The organism is Catenuloplanes atrovinosus (assembly GCF_031458235.1).
Taxonomy (GTDB): Bacteria; Actinomycetota; Actinomycetes; order Mycobacteriales; family Micromonosporaceae; genus Catenuloplanes; species Catenuloplanes atrovinosus.
The window spans coordinates 3,300,629-3,319,686 of sequence record NZ_JAVDYB010000001.1 but is presented as its reverse complement, the minus strand read 5'-3'; the positions used below and the strand labels follow the sequence as shown (position 1 = coordinate 3,319,686).

15 protein-coding genes are annotated in these 19,058 nt (G+C 73.8%); 10 read left to right on the top strand and 5 right to left on the bottom strand.

Annotation, left to right across the window (positions count from 1 at the left end):
- Window positions 1-13: 13 nt before the first annotated feature.
- On the bottom strand, window positions 14-634 hold the full coding sequence (locus tag J2S41_RS14880) for a sulfotransferase family protein (RefSeq protein WP_310368165.1): 621 nt from the start codon (window positions 632-634) through the stop codon (window positions 14-16).
- Between the two features lie 152 nt (window positions 635-786).
- Here J2S41_RS14880 and J2S41_RS14875 point away from each other — a divergent pair, with 152 nt between their 5' ends.
- From J2S41_RS14875 to J2S41_RS14865, 3 genes are read left to right on the top strand one after another with little or no spacing between them, the layout of a single operon-like run.
- Entirely contained in the window at window positions 787-1,140 is a 354-nt protein-coding gene (locus tag J2S41_RS14875; RefSeq protein WP_310368164.1) for a hypothetical protein, read from the top strand.
- Between the two features lie 10 nt (window positions 1,141-1,150).
- Complete coding sequence (locus J2S41_RS14870; RefSeq protein WP_310368163.1) at window positions 1,151-2,587, top strand: TldD/PmbA family protein; 1,437 nt, start codon at window positions 1,151-1,153, stop codon at window positions 2,585-2,587.
- Window positions 2,584-3,930, top strand: coding sequence for a metallopeptidase TldD-related protein (locus J2S41_RS14865; RefSeq protein WP_310368162.1), 1,347 nt, complete (start codon window positions 2,584-2,586; stop codon window positions 3,928-3,930). The genes J2S41_RS14870 and J2S41_RS14865 overlap by 4 nt, the downstream gene beginning before the upstream one ends.
- Here the strand turns inward: J2S41_RS14865 and J2S41_RS14860 are convergent, their stop codons facing one another.
- On the bottom strand, window positions 3,931-5,034 hold the full coding sequence (locus tag J2S41_RS14860; RefSeq protein WP_310368160.1) for a DNA glycosylase AlkZ-like family protein: 1,104 nt from the start codon (window positions 5,032-5,034) through the stop codon (window positions 3,931-3,933).
- Here J2S41_RS14860 and J2S41_RS14855 point away from each other — a divergent pair.
- The 4 genes from J2S41_RS14855 (at window position 4,921) to arfB (ending at window position 11,434) form a co-directional block, all read left to right on the top strand.
- Window positions 4,921-6,225 (top strand): MFS transporter, encoded by a 1,305-nt coding sequence (locus tag J2S41_RS14855; protein ID WP_374728254.1) that lies wholly within the window; start codon window positions 4,921-4,923, stop codon window positions 6,223-6,225. The genes J2S41_RS14860 and J2S41_RS14855 overlap by 114 nt on opposite strands.
- 202 nt (window positions 6,226-6,427) lie before the next feature.
- A complete protein-coding gene (locus tag J2S41_RS14850; RefSeq protein WP_310368156.1) occupies window positions 6,428-8,989 on the top strand; it encodes an NPCBM/NEW2 domain-containing protein in 2,562 nt (853 codons plus the stop codon).
- 582 nt (window positions 8,990-9,571) lie between these two features.
- Window positions 9,572-10,960, top strand: a complete 1,389-nt coding sequence (locus J2S41_RS14845) for an NAD(P)/FAD-dependent oxidoreductase (protein ID WP_310368154.1) — start codon at window positions 9,572-9,574, stop codon at window positions 10,958-10,960.
- A 48-nt stretch (window positions 10,961-11,008) separates the two neighbouring features.
- Window positions 11,009-11,434, top strand: a complete 426-nt coding sequence (gene arfB, locus J2S41_RS14840; protein WP_310368151.1) for an alternative ribosome rescue aminoacyl-tRNA hydrolase ArfB — start codon at window positions 11,009-11,011, stop codon at window positions 11,432-11,434.
- Window positions 11,435-11,465: 31 nt separating this feature from the next.
- On the opposite strand, the gene J2S41_RS14835 is transcribed toward arfB, so the two are convergent.
- The 3 genes from J2S41_RS14835 to J2S41_RS14825 form a co-directional block, all read right to left on the bottom strand.
- The gene (locus J2S41_RS14835) at window positions 11,466-12,764 is read right to left on the bottom strand and encodes an endo-1,4-beta-xylanase (protein WP_310376384.1); all 1,299 of its coding nucleotides are present in this window, start codon (window positions 12,762-12,764) and stop codon (window positions 11,466-11,468) included.
- A 214-nt stretch (window positions 12,765-12,978) separates the two neighbouring features.
- The gene (locus J2S41_RS14830; RefSeq protein WP_310368149.1) at window positions 12,979-13,770 is read right to left on the bottom strand and encodes a class F sortase; all 792 of its coding nucleotides are present in this window, start codon (window positions 13,768-13,770) and stop codon (window positions 12,979-12,981) included.
- A gap of 4 nt (window positions 13,771-13,774) precedes the next feature.
- Window positions 13,775-14,413 carry a hypothetical protein gene (locus J2S41_RS14825; RefSeq protein WP_310368146.1) on the bottom strand — a complete coding sequence of 213 codons (639 nt, stop codon included), beginning with the start codon at window positions 14,411-14,413 and terminating at the stop codon, window positions 13,775-13,777.
- A 180-nt stretch (window positions 14,414-14,593) separates the two neighbouring features.
- On the opposite strand from J2S41_RS14825, the gene J2S41_RS14820 reads away from it, so the two are divergent.
- Genes J2S41_RS14820 through J2S41_RS14810 form a run of 3 tightly spaced genes read left to right on the top strand, consistent with a single transcriptional unit; the run spans window position 14,594 to window position 19,019 of the window.
- Complete coding sequence (locus J2S41_RS14820; protein ID WP_310368144.1) at window positions 14,594-16,276, top strand: sensor histidine kinase; 1,683 nt, start codon at window positions 14,594-14,596, stop codon at window positions 16,274-16,276.
- 44 nt (window positions 16,277-16,320) lie between these two features.
- Window positions 16,321-18,264: a putative bifunctional diguanylate cyclase/phosphodiesterase gene (locus tag J2S41_RS14815; RefSeq protein ID WP_310368143.1), complete on the top strand. Its 1,944-nt coding sequence runs from the start codon at window positions 16,321-16,323 to the stop codon at window positions 18,262-18,264.
- Entirely contained in the window at window positions 18,261-19,019 is a 759-nt protein-coding gene (locus tag J2S41_RS14810; protein ID WP_310368140.1) for a dienelactone hydrolase family protein, read from the top strand. Before J2S41_RS14815 ends, J2S41_RS14810 begins: the two co-directional genes overlap by 4 nt.
- The last annotated feature ends 39 nt before the right edge of the window (window positions 19,020-19,058 follow it).

Here is a 19,058-nt window from a genome sequence, read left to right as displayed (position 1 = left end):
TCCCGCGCGGCAGCTAAGCCGTCAGGCCGAGGGCCTTCATGCCCGGGGCGCAGGCGGCCTCCAGCGCCGCCCGGTCCTCGTCCGGGAGGGTGGCGGCGAGGCCGATGGTGGACGTGTCCAGGTGGGTGCGGGAGCGGGACAGCCAGTCGCCGTCGACGGGGAGGTTGAGGGTGGCGGCGAGGTGGATGAGCGTGGCCTCGGGGGAGTGGACGAGGTCCTCGTAGCGCAGGCCGCTGGTTCGGGCGGCGGGCAGCATCTCGAGGAGGGCGACGCCGTCGACGATGTCGGTGGACCACCTGGCGCCGAGTGCCGGAAGGGCGGCGCGGCGGCGGCGGGTGGCGACGGCGCAGTCGGGGCCGTCGCGGTACAGGTGCACGAGCCGGGCCTCGGGGAACGCGGTGTGCAGGGCGGGGAGCCGGTGCAGCGCGGCGGTGGCGACGATCGTGGTGCGGCCTGAGCGGGCGGCCAGGCGGGTGAGCAGCCCGCGGTAGAGGCGCGCGATCGGCGGGGGTGGGCCGGCGCGGACGACCGGCGGCAGGTCGCCGACGCTGAGGATGTCGGGGTGGTCGCGGAGGACGCGGGACAGGACCGTGGAGCCGCAGCGGCCGCTGCCGACGACGAGCGTCAGGTTCATGCGTACCTTCCGCAGGGGTTTGATCCGTGGCGGGTCCGGCTTCGTATGACGGGGTGCGGGACCGCGGCGGCCGGATCACGATCATCATCCGGCGGTACGCGGAACCGTGCGGCCCCGGTCGCCTGTTTTGGCACGTCGCTGAAAGGAAAGCCTTGTCCGCTGGACACCATGTTGCCCGCCTGCTGGTCCTCGCGCTCGCCGGAGCGGGGCTCGCGGCGTGCGCCGCCACGCCTCAGGACCGTACCGGCGAGGTGATCTCGATCGATCCGAAGGTCTGCGTCAACGCCACCACCGGCGCGGACTACTGCTTCGAGCAGAACCCGGTGGAGCGGAAGGTGCCGGGGCTCCAGGTCGGGGACTGCGTGGAGTTCGCGCACACGCCGCCGAAGAAGCCGGGCGGCCTGTTCCACCTGGAGCGGATGAACCGGTGCGGCGAGGCACCCGACGAGGAGGAAGCGGTGGACGAGGGCGCGGCGGAGGACGAGGAGGCCGCGGAGAACCAATAGCCTGGAGTCCATGAGCGACTTCGACGAGGCGCATGCGGCGATCGAGGCGGCGCTGGCCGCCGGCGCCCGCTACGCGGACGCGCGGGTGATGCATCGACGGTACGAGTCGATGCACGCCCGCAACGGTGAAATCGAGGAGCTGGCGCAGCGGGAGGACGCCGGCCTCGGCGTGCGCGCGCTGGTCGGCGACTCCTGGGGCTTCTACGCCATATCCGATCTGTCCGATATAGCGGCGCGGAAGGCGGGCCGGACCGCGGCCGAGATCGCCGAGGCCTCCGCGACCGTGCCCGGCCGTCCCGTCGAGTTCACCCCGGCGGCGGCCAGCATCGACTCCTGGGCCAGCGGCTGCGACGTGGACCCGCTGTCGGTGCCGCTCTCCGACAAGGGTGACCTGCTCTCCGACGCCACCAAGACCGCGCACGCGGCCGGCGCCGACCTCGCCGAGGGCGTCTACCAGATCTGGGACACCCGCAAGTGGTTCGTCTCCTCCGAGGGCCACCGCATCGACCAGCACATCCGCGAGTGCGGCGGCGGGATCTGGGCGACCGCGATCGGCGACGGCGAGACGCAGCGCCGGTCCTACCCCTCGCATCGCGGCCAGTACGGCACCCGCGGCTGGGAGCTGGTGACCGAGCTCGACCTGGCCGCGCACGCGGAACGGGTGGCGGACGAGGCCCGCGCGCTGCTGTCCGCGCCGCTCTGCCCGTCCGGCGAGACCACGCTGATCCTCGGCGGCGAGCAGCTCGCGCTGCAGATCCACGAGTCGATCGGGCACGCGATCGAGCTGGACCGGATTCTCGGCTGGGAGGCCGCGTTCGCCGGCACCAGTTGGCTCGACCTGGCCAAGCTGGGCGAGCTGCGGTACGGCTCCGACCTGCTCAACGTGGTGATCGACCCGACCATCCCGGGCGCGCTCGGCTCGTTCGGCTACGACGACGAGGGCTCGCCCGCGGTCCCGCGCGACGCGGTCCGCGACGGCATCTGGGTGGGCGTGCTGGCCGGGCGCGACTCCGCGAGCGTGGCCGGGCTGCCGTACGGCGGCAGCGTGCGCGCGGACGGCTGGCAGTCGCTGCCCATGGTGCGGATGACGAACGTGGGCCTGGAGCCCGGCCCGCACACGCTCGACGAGATCATCGCGGCCACCGACGACGGGATTCTGATGGAGACGAACCGGTCCTGGTCGATCGACGACAAGCGGCTCAACTTCCAGTTCGGCACGGAGGTCGGTTACGAGGTGAAGAAGGGCAGGCTGGGCCGGTTGCTGCGCAATCCCACGTACACCGGGATCGGCCCGGTGTTCTGGGGCTCGATGGACATGCTCTCCTCCGAGATCATCGCCTACGGCACGCCGAACTGCGGCAAGGGCCAGCCCGGGCAGATCGGGCACACCGGGCACCCGGCCGCGCCGGCCCGATTCCAGAACGTGCGCGTGGGGGTGCGCGGATGACCGCCGCCGACGCCGTCGCCGCGCGCGTCGCCGAGGCGCTGCCCGGCGCGGAGGCCGAGGTGTTCGTGCAGCACGTCGCGCGCGGCCTGACCCGGTTCGCGAACTCGGCGATCCACCAGAACATCACGACCGAGACCACGGAGGTACGCCTGCGCGTGCACCGCGACGGCCGTACCGTGGCGCTGTCCGGCCCGGACCCGGAGGCGCTGATCGCCCGGGCCGGCGCCGCGCTGGCCGCGGCACCGGCGGACCGCACCTGGCCCGGCCTGACACCCCCGGCCGCCGCGCGCGAGCGCGGCAACCTGGACGAGGAGACCGCGGCGGCCACGCCCGCGGACCGGGCCGCGCGCGTGCGCGACTTCGTGCGCGCGGCCGACGGCCTGGAGGCGGCCGGGTACGTGTCCACCACCACGCACCGCGCCGCGTTCGCCAACACGCTCGGGCACGTCGCGGAGGGGCACACCACGGAGGCCGCGCTGGACGGCATCGCGCGCACCGAGACCTCGGACGGCGTGTCCCGGCTCGCCTCGGTGCGGCTGGCCGACCTGGACGGCGCCGTGCTCGGCGCGCGCGCCGCCGCGAAGGCCCGCGCGTCCGACCGCCCGGAGGCGCTGCTGCCCGGCCGGTACGAGGTGGTGCTGGAACCGACCGCGGTCGCGGACGTGCTCAACTGCCTGGCGATCTTCGGCTTCAACGGCCGGACGTTCGCCGAGGGCATGTCGTTCGCCCGGCTCGGCGCGGACCAGCTCGACCCCGCGATCACGCTGCTCGACGACCCGGTGGCGCCGGGCGGCACCGGCCTGCCGTTCGACGGCGAGGGCACGATCCGCGGCACCGTGCCACTGGTGGAGAAGGGCGTGATCCGCACGATCCTGCACGACCGGCAGACCGCGGCGCTGACCGGCGGCCTCTCCACCGGCCACCACAGCGACTCGGGCTTCGGCGTGCTGGCGAGCTGCCTGCACCTGCTGCCGTCCGGTGCCGGGCCGGCCGACGAGGTGGACGGGCCGGAGGCGGACTCGCACGTGGCCGCGCTGGTCCGCGACGTCGAACGCGGGCTGCTGGTCACCGACAACTGGTACACCCGGGTGCTCGACCCGAAGACGCTGGTCATGACTGGACTGACCCGCAACGGGCTGTGGCTGATCGAGGACGGGCGGGTGGTGCGCCCGGTGCAGAACCTGCGCTTCACCCAGTCGTACCCGCTGGCGCTCGCGCCCGGCGCGGTGCTCGGCGTGGGCGCGTCCGCGGTCGGCCAGCCCGCGAACCGGCTGGACACCGGCTTCCGCGCCCCGGCGCTGCGGCTGGCGTCGTGGAACTACACCGGCAACGCGGCCGGGTGATCACTCCTTGAGGTCCAGGCCGGTCAGTGGCGTGCCCCGATAGGCCGCCAGCCGCTCGGCCTGCTCCTCGACCGCGGCCCGCGCGGCCGGCGACACCGGCGCCCACAGGTCCACCTCCAGGCGGAACCGTTTGCCCTGCTTGCGGGGTCGCCAGGTGCCGAGCGGGTCGCCGTCGAGCAGCACCACGCCGGGGCGGCCGAGCACCGGCCAGACCGCCTTGGCCCGCGCCGGGTCGCCGATCAGCAGGTCGCGGTCCTTGGCCTGGACGAACAGGTCGTACGGGCCGAGCAGCCGAGTCACCTCGGCCGGCCCGGCGGCCAGCGCGTCCACGTCCCCGGTCAGGATCGAGCAGGCCCGGCCGGCCACGGTCACCTCGGTGACGTCGGCCGGCCAGCGCGCGGTCACGGCCTTGACCGGCGCGTCCAGGAACGCGGCCACCTGCTTGGGCGTGGCCGGCCCGAGCAGCCGCAGGTACGCCCGGATGACGTCGAATCGCGGCGGCACGCTCGCCGCCGGGCCGGTGAACCCCGGGATGCGCCGCAGCACCGGCGGTGACGTGCCCGGCTCCAGCTCCAGGCCGGCGCGCACGGCGGCCAGCCGGAACGGCATCTCCCAGGCGTGCGTCACGCCGCACGGCTTGCAGGCACGCAGGTGCGGCGGGTCCAGCACCGCGGACAGCCGGCCGGACACCTCGCCCTTCACGGTCGGTGCGGACACGATCTCACGCAGGTGGCCGGCGACCACGTCGAGCGCCTCCAGGTTGCCGATCCCGGCCTGGCGCAGCGGCTTCGCCGCGTCGTAGATGCGCTTGCCCGCGTCCTCGTCGGAGAACGGCGCCACCGCGGCCGCCACCGCCGGCAGGTCCGCGCGCCGGTAGAGGTGCGGCCCGCCGCGCAGCGTCCACAGCATGCTCAGCGCGTCGTCCGGCACCGCGGCGGTGTCGAGTCCGCGCGTCTCCAGCGCCCAGTGGGCACCGTCCGGCCCGGTGTCCTGCGCGCCGTAGTCCAGCAGCGCCGTGTCCTGCACCCTGCCGGTGCCGGGCGCCCGGTCGAGCTGCTGCGCCCGGATCCGGAACCCGAGCACCTGCTCGCGCGTGACCTCCACAGTGCTCGATCCTTCCTCTATGTTCACGGTATGAAGAAAGCGCGTCTCGCCACCGCCCTGCTGTTCCTGCTCTACGGCACGCTGATCGGCGTCTGGACCGCGCGCATCCCCGCCGTGAAGGAGCACCTCGGCCTCTCCGACGGCCTGCTCAGCCTGGCACTGCTCGCGCTCGCCGCGGGGGCGATCACGGGCATGCAGCTGGTCGGCACGCTGGTCGACCGGTTCGGCACCCGCCGCGTGCTCACCCCGGTCGCGCTGGCCGACGGCTTCCTGCTGATCCCGGTCGCGCTCGCGCCGAACCTGGCCACGCTCGCGCTGGCGCTCTTCGCCTTCGGCGTGGTGCACGGCACGCTGAACGTGGCCATGAACGCGCGCGGCGTGGAGATCGAGCGTGCCTGGGGCTCACCCATCATGTCCTCCTTCCACGCCGCCTACAGCATCGGCGGCTTCCTGGGCGCGGCGGCGGGCGGCGCGTTCGCCGCGGCCGGGGCCGGGCCGGTCGTCACGTTCGCCTCCGTGGCGGTGGTCATGGCCGCGGTCACGGCCTGGGCGGTCGCGCAGTCGTTCGAGGCCACCCGGGAACACCCTGCCACAGAGGTACGACAGAACCCGGGCCCGCTGCGCGGCGTACTGCTGCTGGGCGGCCTGGCCTTCTGCGCGCTGATCGGCGAGGGCGCCGCCGCGGACTGGAGCACCGTCTACGTCCGCGACAGCCTCGGCGGTTCCGCGGCGCTCGCGGCCGGCGCCTACGCCGCGTTCTTCGCCGCGATGACCGCCGGCCGGCTCGCCGGCGACCCGCTCACCGCCCGGTTCGGCCCGGTCGCGGTGGTCCGCGCCGGTGGCCTGCTGGCCGCGGGCGGCCTCGGCGCCGCGCTGCTCGTCCACCACCCGATCGCCGGCGTGATCGGCTTCGGCTGCCTCGGCGCCGGCCTGTCCACCATCGCGCCACAGGTCTTCTCCGCCGCCGGCGCCCGCAACCCCGACCGCCCGGCCCGCGCCATCGCGCGCGCCGCCAGCATCGGCTGGCTCGGCTTCTTCGCCGGCCCGGTCCTCATCGGCGGCGGCGCCGCCCTCACCGGCCTGCCGGTCGCGCTCGCCATCCCGGTCGTGCTGGCCGCCGTCATCGTGGTCGCCGCGCGCGCGGTCGACGTCCGGTCGTCCGGCGTGCCGGTCGCGGCGGCCGGGCGGTGACCGACGATCTGGGCAGCTCCGCTTCACCCGCCTCCGGCGTGGTCGCGATCCGGGTGCTCGGAGCGGGCACCGGCCGGGCCGTGGCCGGCCCCCGCCGGGTCCGCGGCCGGCCTCCCCGCCGGTTCCGCGGGCGCCCATTGTCTGGCGGCCGTGCGCCGCATAGGGTCCCAGAGGGAATCGATTTCCATCGCTGGAGGTCCTCGTGCACGTGCTGCTGACCGCCGCTCTCGTCGTTGCCATGGTGCCGGGGGCGCCGGTGGATCGGGTGGGTTTGGAGTGGACGGTGGCGGCGCCGGGCGGGGAGGTGACGGCGCGCGTGGGGCTGGATCAGGGGCGGCTCGCGTTCGGCGTCGACTCGGTGCTGCCGGCCGCGCCGATCGGCATCCGCACCGCGGAGGCGGACCTGAGCGACGGGCTCACCTTCGTCTCCCGCAGCAGCCGCACGCTGCGCGAGCGGTACACGATGACCACCGGCAAACGGCTCGAGCGGGACACCACGCTGCGCGAGTCGACGTTCTCGTTCACCGGTGCGGGCGGGGCGCGGCTGGACCTGGTGGTGCGGGTCTCCGCGGAGGGCGCGGCCTACCGGTACGTGCTGCCGGATGACGGGCCGGTCACGGTCATCGGCGAGACCTCGTCGTACGTGATCCCGCCGGACGCCGACGCCTGGCTGCTGCCGTACACGCCGAACTACGAGGAGCCCTGGAGCCGGACCACGGCCGGTGCGGCGCCGGTGGCCGACTACGGTTTTCCCGCGCTGTTCCGGATCGGCGGCACCTACGCCATGCTCGCGGAGTCCGACGTGGACGGGCGGTACGCGGGCGGCCGGCTCACCCACGCGGGCGGCGGCGGCTATGCGGTCGAGCTCGCCGACGCGACGGTCACCGCGGACGGTCCGCTGAGCACGCCGTGGCGCGTCACCATCGTGGGCGACCTGGCCACCGTCACGGAGAGCACGCTCGTCGACGACCTGGCGCCGGCCTCGAAGATCAAGGACACCTCGTGGGTACGGCCGGGGCTCGTCGCGTGGTCCTGGCTGTCCGAGCGGGGCAGCCCGGCCGACCCGGTGCGCCAGCGGCAGTACGTCGACTTCGCCGCGCGCAACCGCTGGCCGTACGTGCTGATCGACGAGGGGTGGAACGCGTCCTGGGTGCCGGAACTGGTCCGCTACGCGCGGGCCCGCGGCGTCGACATCCTGCTGTGGCTGCACTGGACCGCGCTGGACACGCCGCAGGAGCGCGACACCGTGCTGCCGCGGCTGAAGTCCTGGGGCGTGGCCGGCGTGAAGATCGACTTCATGGACTCGGACAGCCAGGCGCGGTTCCGCTGGTACGACGAGATCCTGCCCGCCACGGCCGAGCTCAAGCTGATGGTCAACTTCCACGGCGCCACCACCCCGCGCGGCCTGCAGCGCACCTGGCCGCACGTGCTCACCCAGGAGGCGGTGCGCGGCGCCGAACAGTCCCGCACCCGCGCGGCCACCAACACGATCTTCCCGTTCACCCGGAACGTCACCGGCGGCATGGACTACACGCCGGTCACCTGGGTGGTGTCCGACCGCGACACCACCGACGCGCACGAGGTGGCGCTCGCCGTGGTCTACGAGTCCGGCTGGCAGCACCTGGCGGACCGGTTCGAGACGTACGAGTCGCATCCGGAGGCGCTGCGCACGCTCAACCAGATCCCGGTGGTGTGGGACGAGACGCGGCTGCTGTCCGGCGAGCCGGGACGGTCCGCGGTCCTGGCGCGCCGCTCCGGTGACCGCTGGTGGGCGGCCGGCATCAGCGCCGAGCCGGCCGGGGACACCGCGATCGACCTCGGCTTCCTGCCCGGCGGGCGGTGGCTGGCCGAGACGCTGCGGGACGGCGGCCACGGCCTGGTCCGGGAGAGCCGGATCGTCCGCCGCGGCGACACGCTGACCGTGCCGCTGGCCGCGAACGGCGGATTCGTCACGGCGCTGTGCCCGTACACCGGGTCGGCCACCTGCGACCGCCCGATCGAGCCGGTGCCGGCCACGGTCCTGACCGTGACGCCGCCGTCCACCGAGACGCGGCCGGGCGCGTCCGTCGACGTCCGCGCCACGTTCACGCTGCCGGCCGGCGGGCCGATCACCGAGGTGCGGCTGGCGCCCGCGTCCGGCGGCGACCCGGTGACCGCGGCCCGTCTGCGCGGCGGCGAGTCACTGTCCGGATCGTGGCGCCTGACCGTGCCCGACGACGTGATCGGCACGGTGGAGCTGCCGATCGTGGCGACCTACCGCTGGCGCGGCCGGACCGTACACGTCGAGCAGGCCGTCCGCGTCTTCGTGCCCCCACCCGCGCCCACCGGCGACGCGTGGGTGAGCGACCTGCCGTTCCTCGCCGAGTCCAACGGCTACGGCCCGGTGGAACGCGACCGCTCCAACGGCGAGCAGTCCGCCGGCGACGGCAACCCGCTCACGCTGCGCGGCACCGTCCACGCGAAGGGCCTCGGCATGCACGCGCCCGCCGAGGTGACGGTCTGGCTCGGCGGCGCCTGCACGTCGTTCGCCGCGCTCGTCGGCATCGACGACGAGGTCACCACCCCCGGGTCCGCCACCTTCGAGGTGCTCGGCGACGGCCGCTCACTCGCCGGCACCGGCGTGCTGCGCAGCGGCGACCCGGCCCAGCCCGTCACCGCCGACGTCACCGGCGTCCGCCGCCTCACCCTCCGCGTCACCGACGCCGGCGACGGCAAGAACTTCGACCACGCCGACTGGGCCGCGGCCCGGCTCTCCTGCGCCTGACGCGGGTGCTCATCGCGGGCGTTTCTCTCGAGATCGCCGGATGTCACGGTCGGTGTGCGCGGCCAAAGATACGTAGAGCACGTCATGAGTGCCTCGAGACGTGCTTCACGTATCACTCGCCAATGGAGGACCTGGGGAACCGGCTTCGCGTGCGAATCCGGTAGAGCGCGAAGCGGCGGTCCACTGAGGGACGGGTGCGCCCGGCGGGGCGGGGGATCGCGGCGGGACCGTCGGGTTGGTCGGGCGTGGATGTCCCGGCGCCGGAGGTCTCGCCCGTCGCCCCGGCGGGACGGCCGGTCGGGGCCGGGTGCGGGACCGGCAGGGAGGCCGGCCACGGCCGAGCGGTGCCCGCGGGAGCATGCGGACCGCGACCGTGCCGGAAGCGGGAAAATAGTGGTCTCGACGTTGATCCTGGGCACTGTGGGGAAGTCGGCGGAGGCAATGAGGCCCATCGGGGACGGGTGGGCCGTAACGTGAGCGATGGGGACTTCGGGGGAAAGGGAGAGCCATGAGCGAGCTTGCGAGTGAACCATGGGCTCAGTGCCTCCCGTCGCGGGACCGCAGCGTGAAGGGGAATCCGGCATGAGTGAGCAACATCGGGTTGTCGTCGTGGGCGCCGGGTTCGGCGGACTCTTCGCCACGAAGGCGCTCAAACGCGCGGACGTGCACGTGACCTTGATCAACGGGACCACGCATCACCTGTTCCAGCCGCTGCTCTATCAGGTGGCGACCGGGATTCTGTCGGAGGGGGAGATCGCGCCGCCGGTGCGGGAGATCCTGCGGCGGCAGGAGAACGTGGAGGTGCTGCTCGGGTGGGCCACGGAGGTGGACGTCGAGCGGCGGACGGTGACGGCGAACGCGCCGACCGGGATCGAGTACCAGGTGCCCTACGACTCGCTGATCGTGGCGGCGGGAGCGTCGCAGTCGTACTTCGGGAACGACCAGTTCGCGGAGAACGCGCCGGGCATGAAGAGCATCGACGACGCGCTGGAACTGCGCGGGCGGATCTTCGGCGCGTTCGAGATGGCGGAGATCGAGAACGATCCGGAGGCGATCGACCGCTGGCTGACGTTCGTGGTGGTCGGCGCGGGCCCGACCGGCGTGGAGATGGCCGGGCAGATCGCGGAGCTGGCGCACCGGACGCTGCCGGGGCAGTACCGGCGGATCGATCCGAAGCGGGCGCGGGTGATACTGGTCGACGCGGTGGACGCGGTGCTGCCGAGCTTCGGTGATCACCTGTCGACGCAGGCGCTGCGCCAGCTTCACAGGATCGGCGTGGAGGTCGAGCTGGGCACGAAGGTGGTCGGCGTCGACGAGGGCGGCATCGACGTGGAGACGTCGCGCGGCCGGCAGCGGATCGAGGCGGCCACGAAGATCTGGGCGGCCGGGGTGTCGGCGCCGCCGCTGGCCCGCAAGATCGCGGCGGCGGCCGGCGCGGAGACGGACCGGGCCGGGCGGATTCTGGTCAACCCGGATTGCACGGTGCCGGGTCACCCGGAGATCTTCGCGGTGGGCGACATGATGTCGCTGGACCGGCTGCCGGGCGTCGCGCAGGTGGCGATCCAGAGCGGACGGTACGCGGCCGAGACGATCAAGCGGCGGTTGGCGGGCAAGCCGGCGCCGGAGCCGTTCAAGTACCACGACAAGGGCAGCATGGCCACGATCTCCCGGTTCTCGGCCGTGGCCAGCACCGGCGGGATGAAGTTCACCGGCGTGATCGGCTGGTTCATGTGGCTGGCCGTGCACCTGCTCTACCTGGTCGGCTTCAAGAACCGGGTCTCCACGATCGGGCACTGGTTCGTGTCGTTCGTCGGCACCGGCCGCTCGGAGCGGGTGACGACCACGCAGCAGGTGGTGGCGCGCGGCGCGATCCGGCGGCTGGGCCTGCTGGACACGACCGTGCCGGCGCACGACGGCGTGCCGGCGCCGGTCTCGGTGTCCAAGCTCGGGTCCCCGGTGCCGAGGCCCTGACGGGGTACGGTGGGCGGGCCGCGCGGCCCGCCCACTACCGTGGGGTGCATGGCGGACGATCTTCACGTCTCCGACCGGCTGATCATCCCGGCCGCGGAGCTGAGCTGGCGGTTCTCCCGCGCGGGCGGTCCCGGCGGGCAGGGCGTGAACACCACGGACAGCCGGGTGGAGCTGAGCTGGTCGCCGGCCGCCTCCTCGGTGCTGCCGCCGATGCTGCGCGAGCGCGCGCTGGAGCGGCTCGGCAACCGGCTGGTCGACGGCGCGGTGACGATCGTGGCGTCGGAGTTCCGCTCACAGCTGCGCAACCGGGAGGCGGCCCGGGCCCGGCTGGCGGCGCTGATCGCGCGGGCGGTCGCGGCGCCGCCCCGGCAGCGGCGCGCGACCAAGCCGACGAAGGGCTCGGTGGAGCGCCGGATCATGGAGAAGAAGCAGCGCGGGGCGATCAAGCGCGGGCGGCGCGGGGATCACGACTGACCCCCGCGCCGCCCGCGTCACGCGGTGCCGCTCAGCTCGTGGAGCAGGAGGTGACCTGCGGCCGGGCGGAGCTGTTGCCGTTCATCATGGTGGTGAAGCCGAACGTGCCGCCGCTGCCGTTGGAGCGCATGGTCAGCACGGTGCCGCTGCTGTTCAGGCTGGCGGTGCCGCTCCAGGTCGTGGTGATCCGCTGCGGTGAGCTGACCGAGACGACCACCGACCAGGTGCTCGCGCCGGTGACCGTGACCGAGGTGTTGTAGCGGTCGCCCCACACCTGACCGGCGCTGGCCGTGGCGGTGCAGTTGCCACCGACCGGCGGCGGCGTGGTCGGGCTGCCGGTCGGCTGCGCGGTGCCGCTGTTGAGCGCGGCGAGCACCGCGTCGTACGCCGGCTTCTTCTGGCCGCTGCCGGTGAACAGCAGCGGGCTCTCGCCGGAGCGCCACGAGTCGGAGTCACGGATGCCCCAGACCGTGATGCCCTTGCAGCGCGCGACCGCGAGGCAGTCGTTGGTGACGTTGCGGTACGCGTCCGCCGGCGCGTTGCGGATGTCCAGCTCGGTGATGTGCACGTCGACGCCGAGCGCGGCGAAGCTGGACAGCGTGGTGCGGTAGTTGCTCGGGTAGTTCGACCCGCCGGTGAAGTGCGACTGGAGCCCGACGCAGTCGATCGGCACGCCGCGCTGCTTGAAGTCCTGCACCATGCGGTACACGGCCTGCGTCTTGGCGTCGTTCCAGTTGTCGATGTTGTAGTCGTTGTAGCAGAGCTGCGCGTTCGGGTCGGCGGCGTCCGCGGCCCGGAACGCGACCTCGATCCAGTCGTTGCCGGTGCGCTGCAGGTTGGAGTCGCGCCGGGCGCCGCTGGAGCCGTCCGCGAACGCCTCGTTGACCACGTCCCACCAGGCGACCTGCCCGCGGAAGTGGGTGGCGACCTGGGTGATGTGGTTGGTCATGGCGTTGCGCAGCGCGGTGCCGGACATGCTCTGCATCCACGGTGGCTGCTGCGCGTGCCAGGCCAGCGTGTGGCCGCGCACCTGCATGCCGTTGGCCCGCGCGTGCGAGACGATCCGGTCCGCGGCGCCGTAGCTGAACTGGTTCTGCTGTGGCTCGGTCGCGTCGATCTTCATCTCGTTCTCGGGCGTGACCTGGTTGAACTCGCGGTTCAGGATGGTCGTGTACGCCGAGTCGCTCAGCCGGTTCGCCGCGACGGCGGTGCCGAAGTAACGGCCCTTCTCGGCCGCGGACGCGCCGAGCGTGGTGCCGGCCTGCGCCGCGGTCGTCACGCCGACCGCCATGCTGGCGGCGAGCACGCCGACGGCGCCGAGCAGGAGCATGCGCCGAGGTGTCGTGACAGACACGTCGTCCTTCCCTTCTCCGCCGGGCGAGACGGGGAGAGCGCCGGCGGCACCGTCAGGTTACGAAACTTTTCCGTAATATCCAAGACCTTGGATGTGTTGCCGCGCATGCCGGTGCACGGTGGGTGCGGAGACCAGGTCAGGAGAGGCGGAATTTACCGATGATCGCCCGAAAGTTTCGACGTGGGGTGCGTCAGTGCACCGGGCGGCCGTCGGCCTCGGCGTCGGGATTCCCGGGCGTGGGCGACGGCGCGGGCAGCGCGGTGGCGTAGACGACGATGTTGTCGACGTAGGTCTGCGAGACCGGGTCGTACCCGCCGCCGCAGGTGACCAGGCGCAGCGTGGGCGCGTCGGTCGGGCCGTAGACGCGCGCGGTCGGGAACCGCGACTTCGGATAGCGCTGCAGGCTGGTGACGGTGAAGACCGCGGTGCTGCCGTCGCGGCGGGTCACCCGGATCTCGGCGCCGCGGGTGAGCTCGGTGAGCCGGTAGAACACGCCGCGGCCGGTCTCCACGGAGTCGACGTGGCCGAGCAGGACCGCGGGGCCGGGCTCGCCGGGCGTGACGGAGTGCCGGTACCACCCGGCGGGCGCGCTGCCGGTGAGGGGCGGCACCTCGACCGTGCCGTCGGCCCTCAGGCCGAGGGAGATCAGCGACGAGTGCACGCCGATGGACGGGATGTCCAGCGACGCCGGCGGGCTGTGCGGCAGGACCGTCCACCGTGGAGCGCCGCCGAGCCGCGCGGCGGCCGGGCCGGTCGCGGGCGGCGCGGGGACGGCCGGGCCGGCGGACGAGGTCGGGGCCGGGATGACGGCCTCCGCGGGCTCCTCGGGGAACCCGGTGGCGTGCGCGCGGGCGGCCTCGGCGTCCGCGGCGGCGGCCTGCTGGCGGGCGCCGTGCACGGTCAGCACCGTGCCGGCCAGCGCGAGCACGGCCGCGACCACCGCGATGCGGGGGCGCAGCCGTGCTCGTGCGTCGTCGATCATGCGGTCAGAGACGCCGCCGCCGGACCGCGGCGACCGCGGCGACGCTGGCGGCCGCCAGCAGCGCCAGGCCGGCCAGGAGCGTGCCGTTCATGCCGCCGCCGGTGCCGACGCCGGTGTCCGGGCCGCCGCTCGGGTACGGCGGACGGGTGGTGCCGCCGCCCGGGCCCGGACTGGTCGGCTCCGCGGTCGGGCCGCCGGTCGGGCCGCCCGTGGGCCCGCCGGTGGGACCGCCGGTCGGCGTGCCGGTGCCGGTCGGGTACCCCGTCGGCTCGCCCGTGCCGCCGCCTCCGGTGGGCGTGACCGTGGGATTCGCCGACGTGGTCGGGTAGCCGCCGGGCACGGTCGACGTCGGGGTGGGGCTGCCGCCGGTCGGCGGCGCGGACGTCGTGCCGGTGGTGACGCTGGTGCCCGGGCTCGGCGAGCCGGGCGGGTAGGCCGCCGGGTCCTCCTCGCCGCCACGGCAGAACGCCAGCAGCAGGAGCAGCAGCAGGAGCAGCAGGACCACGCCGGCCACGGTGATCCAGGTGGCCCGGCGACGCCCACCGCCACCGGCACCACCCGCGCCGTACGGGGACGGCGGCGGGTCGGTCGGCGGGGGCGGGTTCGACGGCGGAGGAGTCTGCGGTGGTCTGTAGTCGGACATGGCCGATGCCTCTTCGCAAAGTCGGCGGTGAGGGACGAGTCGCTTGTGGAACCGCGCAATGGTGCCAGCAGCCGGTGACGAATGGTGTCGAGGAACCGACACATCGGACACAGGATTCACCGAAAACCAGTTCAGAGTGTACGGCCTCACATCAGCGCCCGCTCTGCCGAAGGGTTCGGGGTGGGCGAGGAGCGCGAGCGGCTGCGGGTGGCGACGCTGCACGAGTACGGCCTGCTCGACGCGCCCGCCGATGACGAGCTGGAGGCGGTGGTCCGGGTCGCGGCGCAGGTCGCGGGCGTGCCCACGGCCACGCTCAACCTGATCGACGAGAACCGGCAGTGTCAGCTGACCACCACCGGTTTCGCCGGCGCGGACTCGCCGCGGGACGAGTCGATGTGCGCGATCCGGTTCCTCGAGGGCCGCCCGATCGTGGTCCGGGACGCCCGCGCCGACCCGGACTACCGGGACAACCCGTGGGTGACCGGGCGGCTGGCCGGCGTCCGCTTCTACGCCTCGATCCCGCTGGTCACGCCGTCCGGGCACGCGCTCGGCACGCTCTGCGTCTTCGACGCCGAACCCGGCGAGCTGGACGAACGGCAGGTGGCCCGGCTGGAGGACCTGGCCAGCGTGATCCTGGCGCTGTTCGAGCGCCGCCGCCAGGCGCGAATCCGCACCCGGCTGGCCGCCGAGGCCGAGTTGCAGCGCGCGGTGGCGCAGCGGGCGCTGCGCGAGACCGAGGCGCGCCAGCAGCTCCTGGACGCGGTGCTGGACAGCGTGGACGTGGCGATCGTGGCGGTCGACCCGTTCGGTCGCGTGTCGCTGTTCAACCGCGCGGCCCGGGAGTGGCACGGGGTGGACGCGGACGCCTCGATCGCCCCGGACGACGTGGCCGCGACGTACGCGCTCTACGAGCCGGACGGCGTGACGCCGCTGACCGCCGAGCGCATCCCGGCACTGCGCGCGCTGCGGGAGGGCACGGTCGACCACGCCGAGATGGTGATCGCGCCGGCCGGCCGCCCGGCCCGCACGGTGATCGCCACCGGCCGCCGGATGGTGGCCGCGGACGGGCTGCCGCTCGGCGCCGTGGTGGCGATGACGGACGTGACCGCGGACCGCGCGCAGCGCGCCGACATGCACCGCGCGCACGCGGCGCTGAACGAGACGGTGGCGGAGCTGGAGCGCTCGAACACCGAGCTGACCAACTTCGCCGCGGTCGCCAGCCACGACCTGGCGTCGCCGCTGGCCGTGGTCGCCGGCTACCTGGAGCTGCTGACCGACCTCTACGGCGCGCAGCTCGACGAGCAGGCGCGCGGCTGGATCGGCACGGCCGCGCGTTCGGTGACCCGCATGCAGGGGCTGATCCAGGCGCTGCTCACCTACGCGCGCGCCGGGAACGCGCCCGCGGTCAGCCGGCCCGCCGACGTCGCGGAACTGCTCGGCCACGCCATGGTGGACCTGCGCACGGAGATCAGGGAGAAGCAGGCCACGGTACGCATCGCGGGCGCGCTGCCGCCGGTGAGCTGCGACCCCACGCTGATTCGCCAGCTGCTGCAGAACCTGGTCGGGAACGCGATCAAGTACCGGCACCCGGACCGGCCCCCGACGATCACGGTCAGCGGCGGGCCGGCCGAGGACGGCCTGGTGGAGATCCGGGTGGCGGACAACGGCATCGGCATCCCGCCGGCGCACCGGCAGCGGGTCTTCGACATGTTCGCCATGGTCGACCCGGCCAAGGCGACCGGCCACGGCATCGGCCTCTCCACCTGCCTGCGGATCGTGCAGCGGCACGGCGGCCGGATCGGGGCGGAGGAGACGCCGGGCGGCGGTACGACGATCGTGTTCGCGCTGCCGCGTACCCCCTGATGGTTTTGGTCAGGTCGGCGCGGACCCGGCCGATTGGGGGAGGCGTGCTGACAGCTTGGATGCGGGCCGTCCGGTCCGTGCTGCCACAGGGGCGGCCGCTGCCCGCGGAGGCCTGGGGCCGGCGGCACCGCGCCATCCTCTGGGTGCTCGGCCTGCACGCGGCCGGGCTGTACGTGTTCGCGCTGATCCGCGGCCTCGCTCCGGCGCAGGCGCTGGTGGCGGTCTTCCCGCTGGCCGTCGCGGCGGCGCTCGGCGGCTACCGCGGCCTGTCCCGGCGCTGGCGCGCGTCGATCACCACGCTCGGCCTGATGGGCTCGTCCGCCGTGCTGGTCGGCCTCGCCGCCGGCCAGACCGAGGCGCACTTCCACTTCTTCGTGATGCTCTTCGTGATCGTGCTCTACCAGGAGTGGATCACGTTCCTGCTCGCCACCGCGTTCGTGCTGGTCGAGCACGCCGTGGTGGGCGTGGTCGCGCCGCACGACGTCTACGCGCACAGCGCGGCCACGGATGCGCCGATCAAGTGGGCCGCGATCCACGCGCTGTTCATCGCCGGTGCCGCGGTCGCCGCGATCGCGAACTGGCGGCTGACCGAGACCGCGCAGGACCGCGGCCAGGCCGCCGCGGACGAGCTGGCCCACCAGGCCGTCCACGACACGCTGACCGGCCTGCTGAACCGCGCCGGCTTCGACCGTCGCCTGATCGAGGCGATCGGCGTGTCCTCGTCCTCGCCGCGGACGCTCTGCCTGATCAACCTGGACCGTTTCCGGCTGATCAGCGGCGCCGGCCGGCACGCGCAGGGCGACGAACTGCTGCGCCGGGTGGCCGGCCTGGTCTCGGACGTGGCCGGCGAGGCCGTGGCCGTGGCCCGGGTCCGCGGTGACCGCTTCGCGGTGCTGCTGCCGGTCGCGGCGGAGGAGGGCGTGGCGGTGGCCGAGCGGGTCCGGGCCCGGATCGCCGACCTCGCGTTCCAGGTGGACGAGCAGGCCGTGGCGCTGACCGCCAGCATCGGCGTGGTGCCGGTGACGCCGCTCGCGGTCGGGCCCGAGGAGCTGATCATCGCGGCCGAGGCGGCCTGCTACACCGCGAAGGAACGCGGCCGGGACCGGGTGGAGCTGTACCGGGCCGACAACGAGGCGCTGGCCAAGCACCAGCAGGAGATGGACTGGGCCGGCCGGCTGGTGACCGCGCTGCGCGACGACCGGTTCGAGCTGTTCTACCAGCCGATCGCGCGGGTGCCCGGCGCGCCCGTGCGGAACGGCGCCGCCCAGTTCGGCGAGCTGCTGCTGCGCATGCGGACCGAGGACGGCAAGGTCGTACCGCCGGGATTGTTCCTGCCCGCCGCGGAGCGCTACGACCTGCTGCCGGCCGTGGACCGCTGGGTGGTCGCGCACGCGTTCCAGGTGCTGGCCGCGCACTATCACGGCTACGGCGCGGGGCACCCGGACGGGCCGCTCGCCGACCACTGGGCGATCAACCTCTCCGGCCCGTCGATCGGTGACGCCGAGTTCATCGACTACGTCCAGGCGCAGCTGGCCCTCTCCGGGTTGCCGGCGGAGCTGATCTGCTTCGAGATCACCGAGTCGGTGGCCATCAACGACCTGCGCAAGGCCGCGGAGTTCATCTCCCAGCTGCGCGACCTCGGGTTCCGGTTCGCGCTCGACGACTTCGGCACCGGCCTGTCGTCGTTCACCTACCTCAAGCACCTGCCGGTCGACTTCCTGAAGATCGACGGCGCGTTCATCCGGAACCTCGAGCACGACGAGCTCGACCGCGTGATGACCCGCACGATCAACGACCTGGGTCACCAGATGGGGCTGTGCACCGTGGCGGAGTTCGTCGAGGACCAGGCCACCATCCGGCGGCTGCAGGAGATCGGCGTCGACTACGCCCAGGGGTACGGCATCGCCATGCCCGGGCCGCTGTCCGACTGGCTGCGGACCCACCCGGCGGGCTCCGGCGCGGACCTGGGCCTAGAGTCGGTGGTGTGACCGCCTTCTCCGCGCCGCATGCCGCGCTGCTCGACACCGTGCCGTTCGCCGGTTCACTCACCGAGGAGGACGTGCCGTACGCCCATGACGACGTCGCACTCGAGGGATACCTGGCCGTGGACGCCGCGGCGAGCACGCCCCGCCCGGCCGTGCTGATCCTGCACGACTGGACCGGCCCGCAGGAGTACACCCGGCTGCGCACCCAGATGATCGCCCGCCTGGGGTACGTGGCGTTCGCGGCCGACCTGTACGGCGCCGGCGTGCGGCCGACCGAGCCGGCCGACTCCCAGGCGGAGGCGGAGCGGTACTACGCGGACCTGCCGCTGCTGCGCGCACGGGTCCGGGCCGCCTACGACACGCTCGCCGCGGACCCGCGGGTCGACGCGTCGCGGATCGTGGTCGCCGGGTACTGCTTCGGCGGCTCGGCAGCGCTGGAGTTCTCCCGCACCGGGGCCGCGCTGGCCGGCGTGGTCTCGTTCCACGGCCTCCTGATCACCCACACGCCGGGCGACGCGGAGCACGTCGCGGCGCCGATCCTGGTGCTGACCGGCGCGGCCGACCCGGTGGTGCCGGACGACGCCGTCATCGCGTTCCAGTCCGAGCTGCGCGACGCCGGCGTCGACTTCGAGATCGTGACCTACGCGGGCGCGCCGCACGCGTTCACGCTGCCCGAGATCCCGCTCTACCACCCGAAGGCGGACGCGCGCAGCTGGTCCCGCTTCCGCGACTTCCTCGACGAGGTCGCCCCGGTGTGAACGCACCGCGCCCGGGCCGGTCGGCGACCGGCCCGGGCA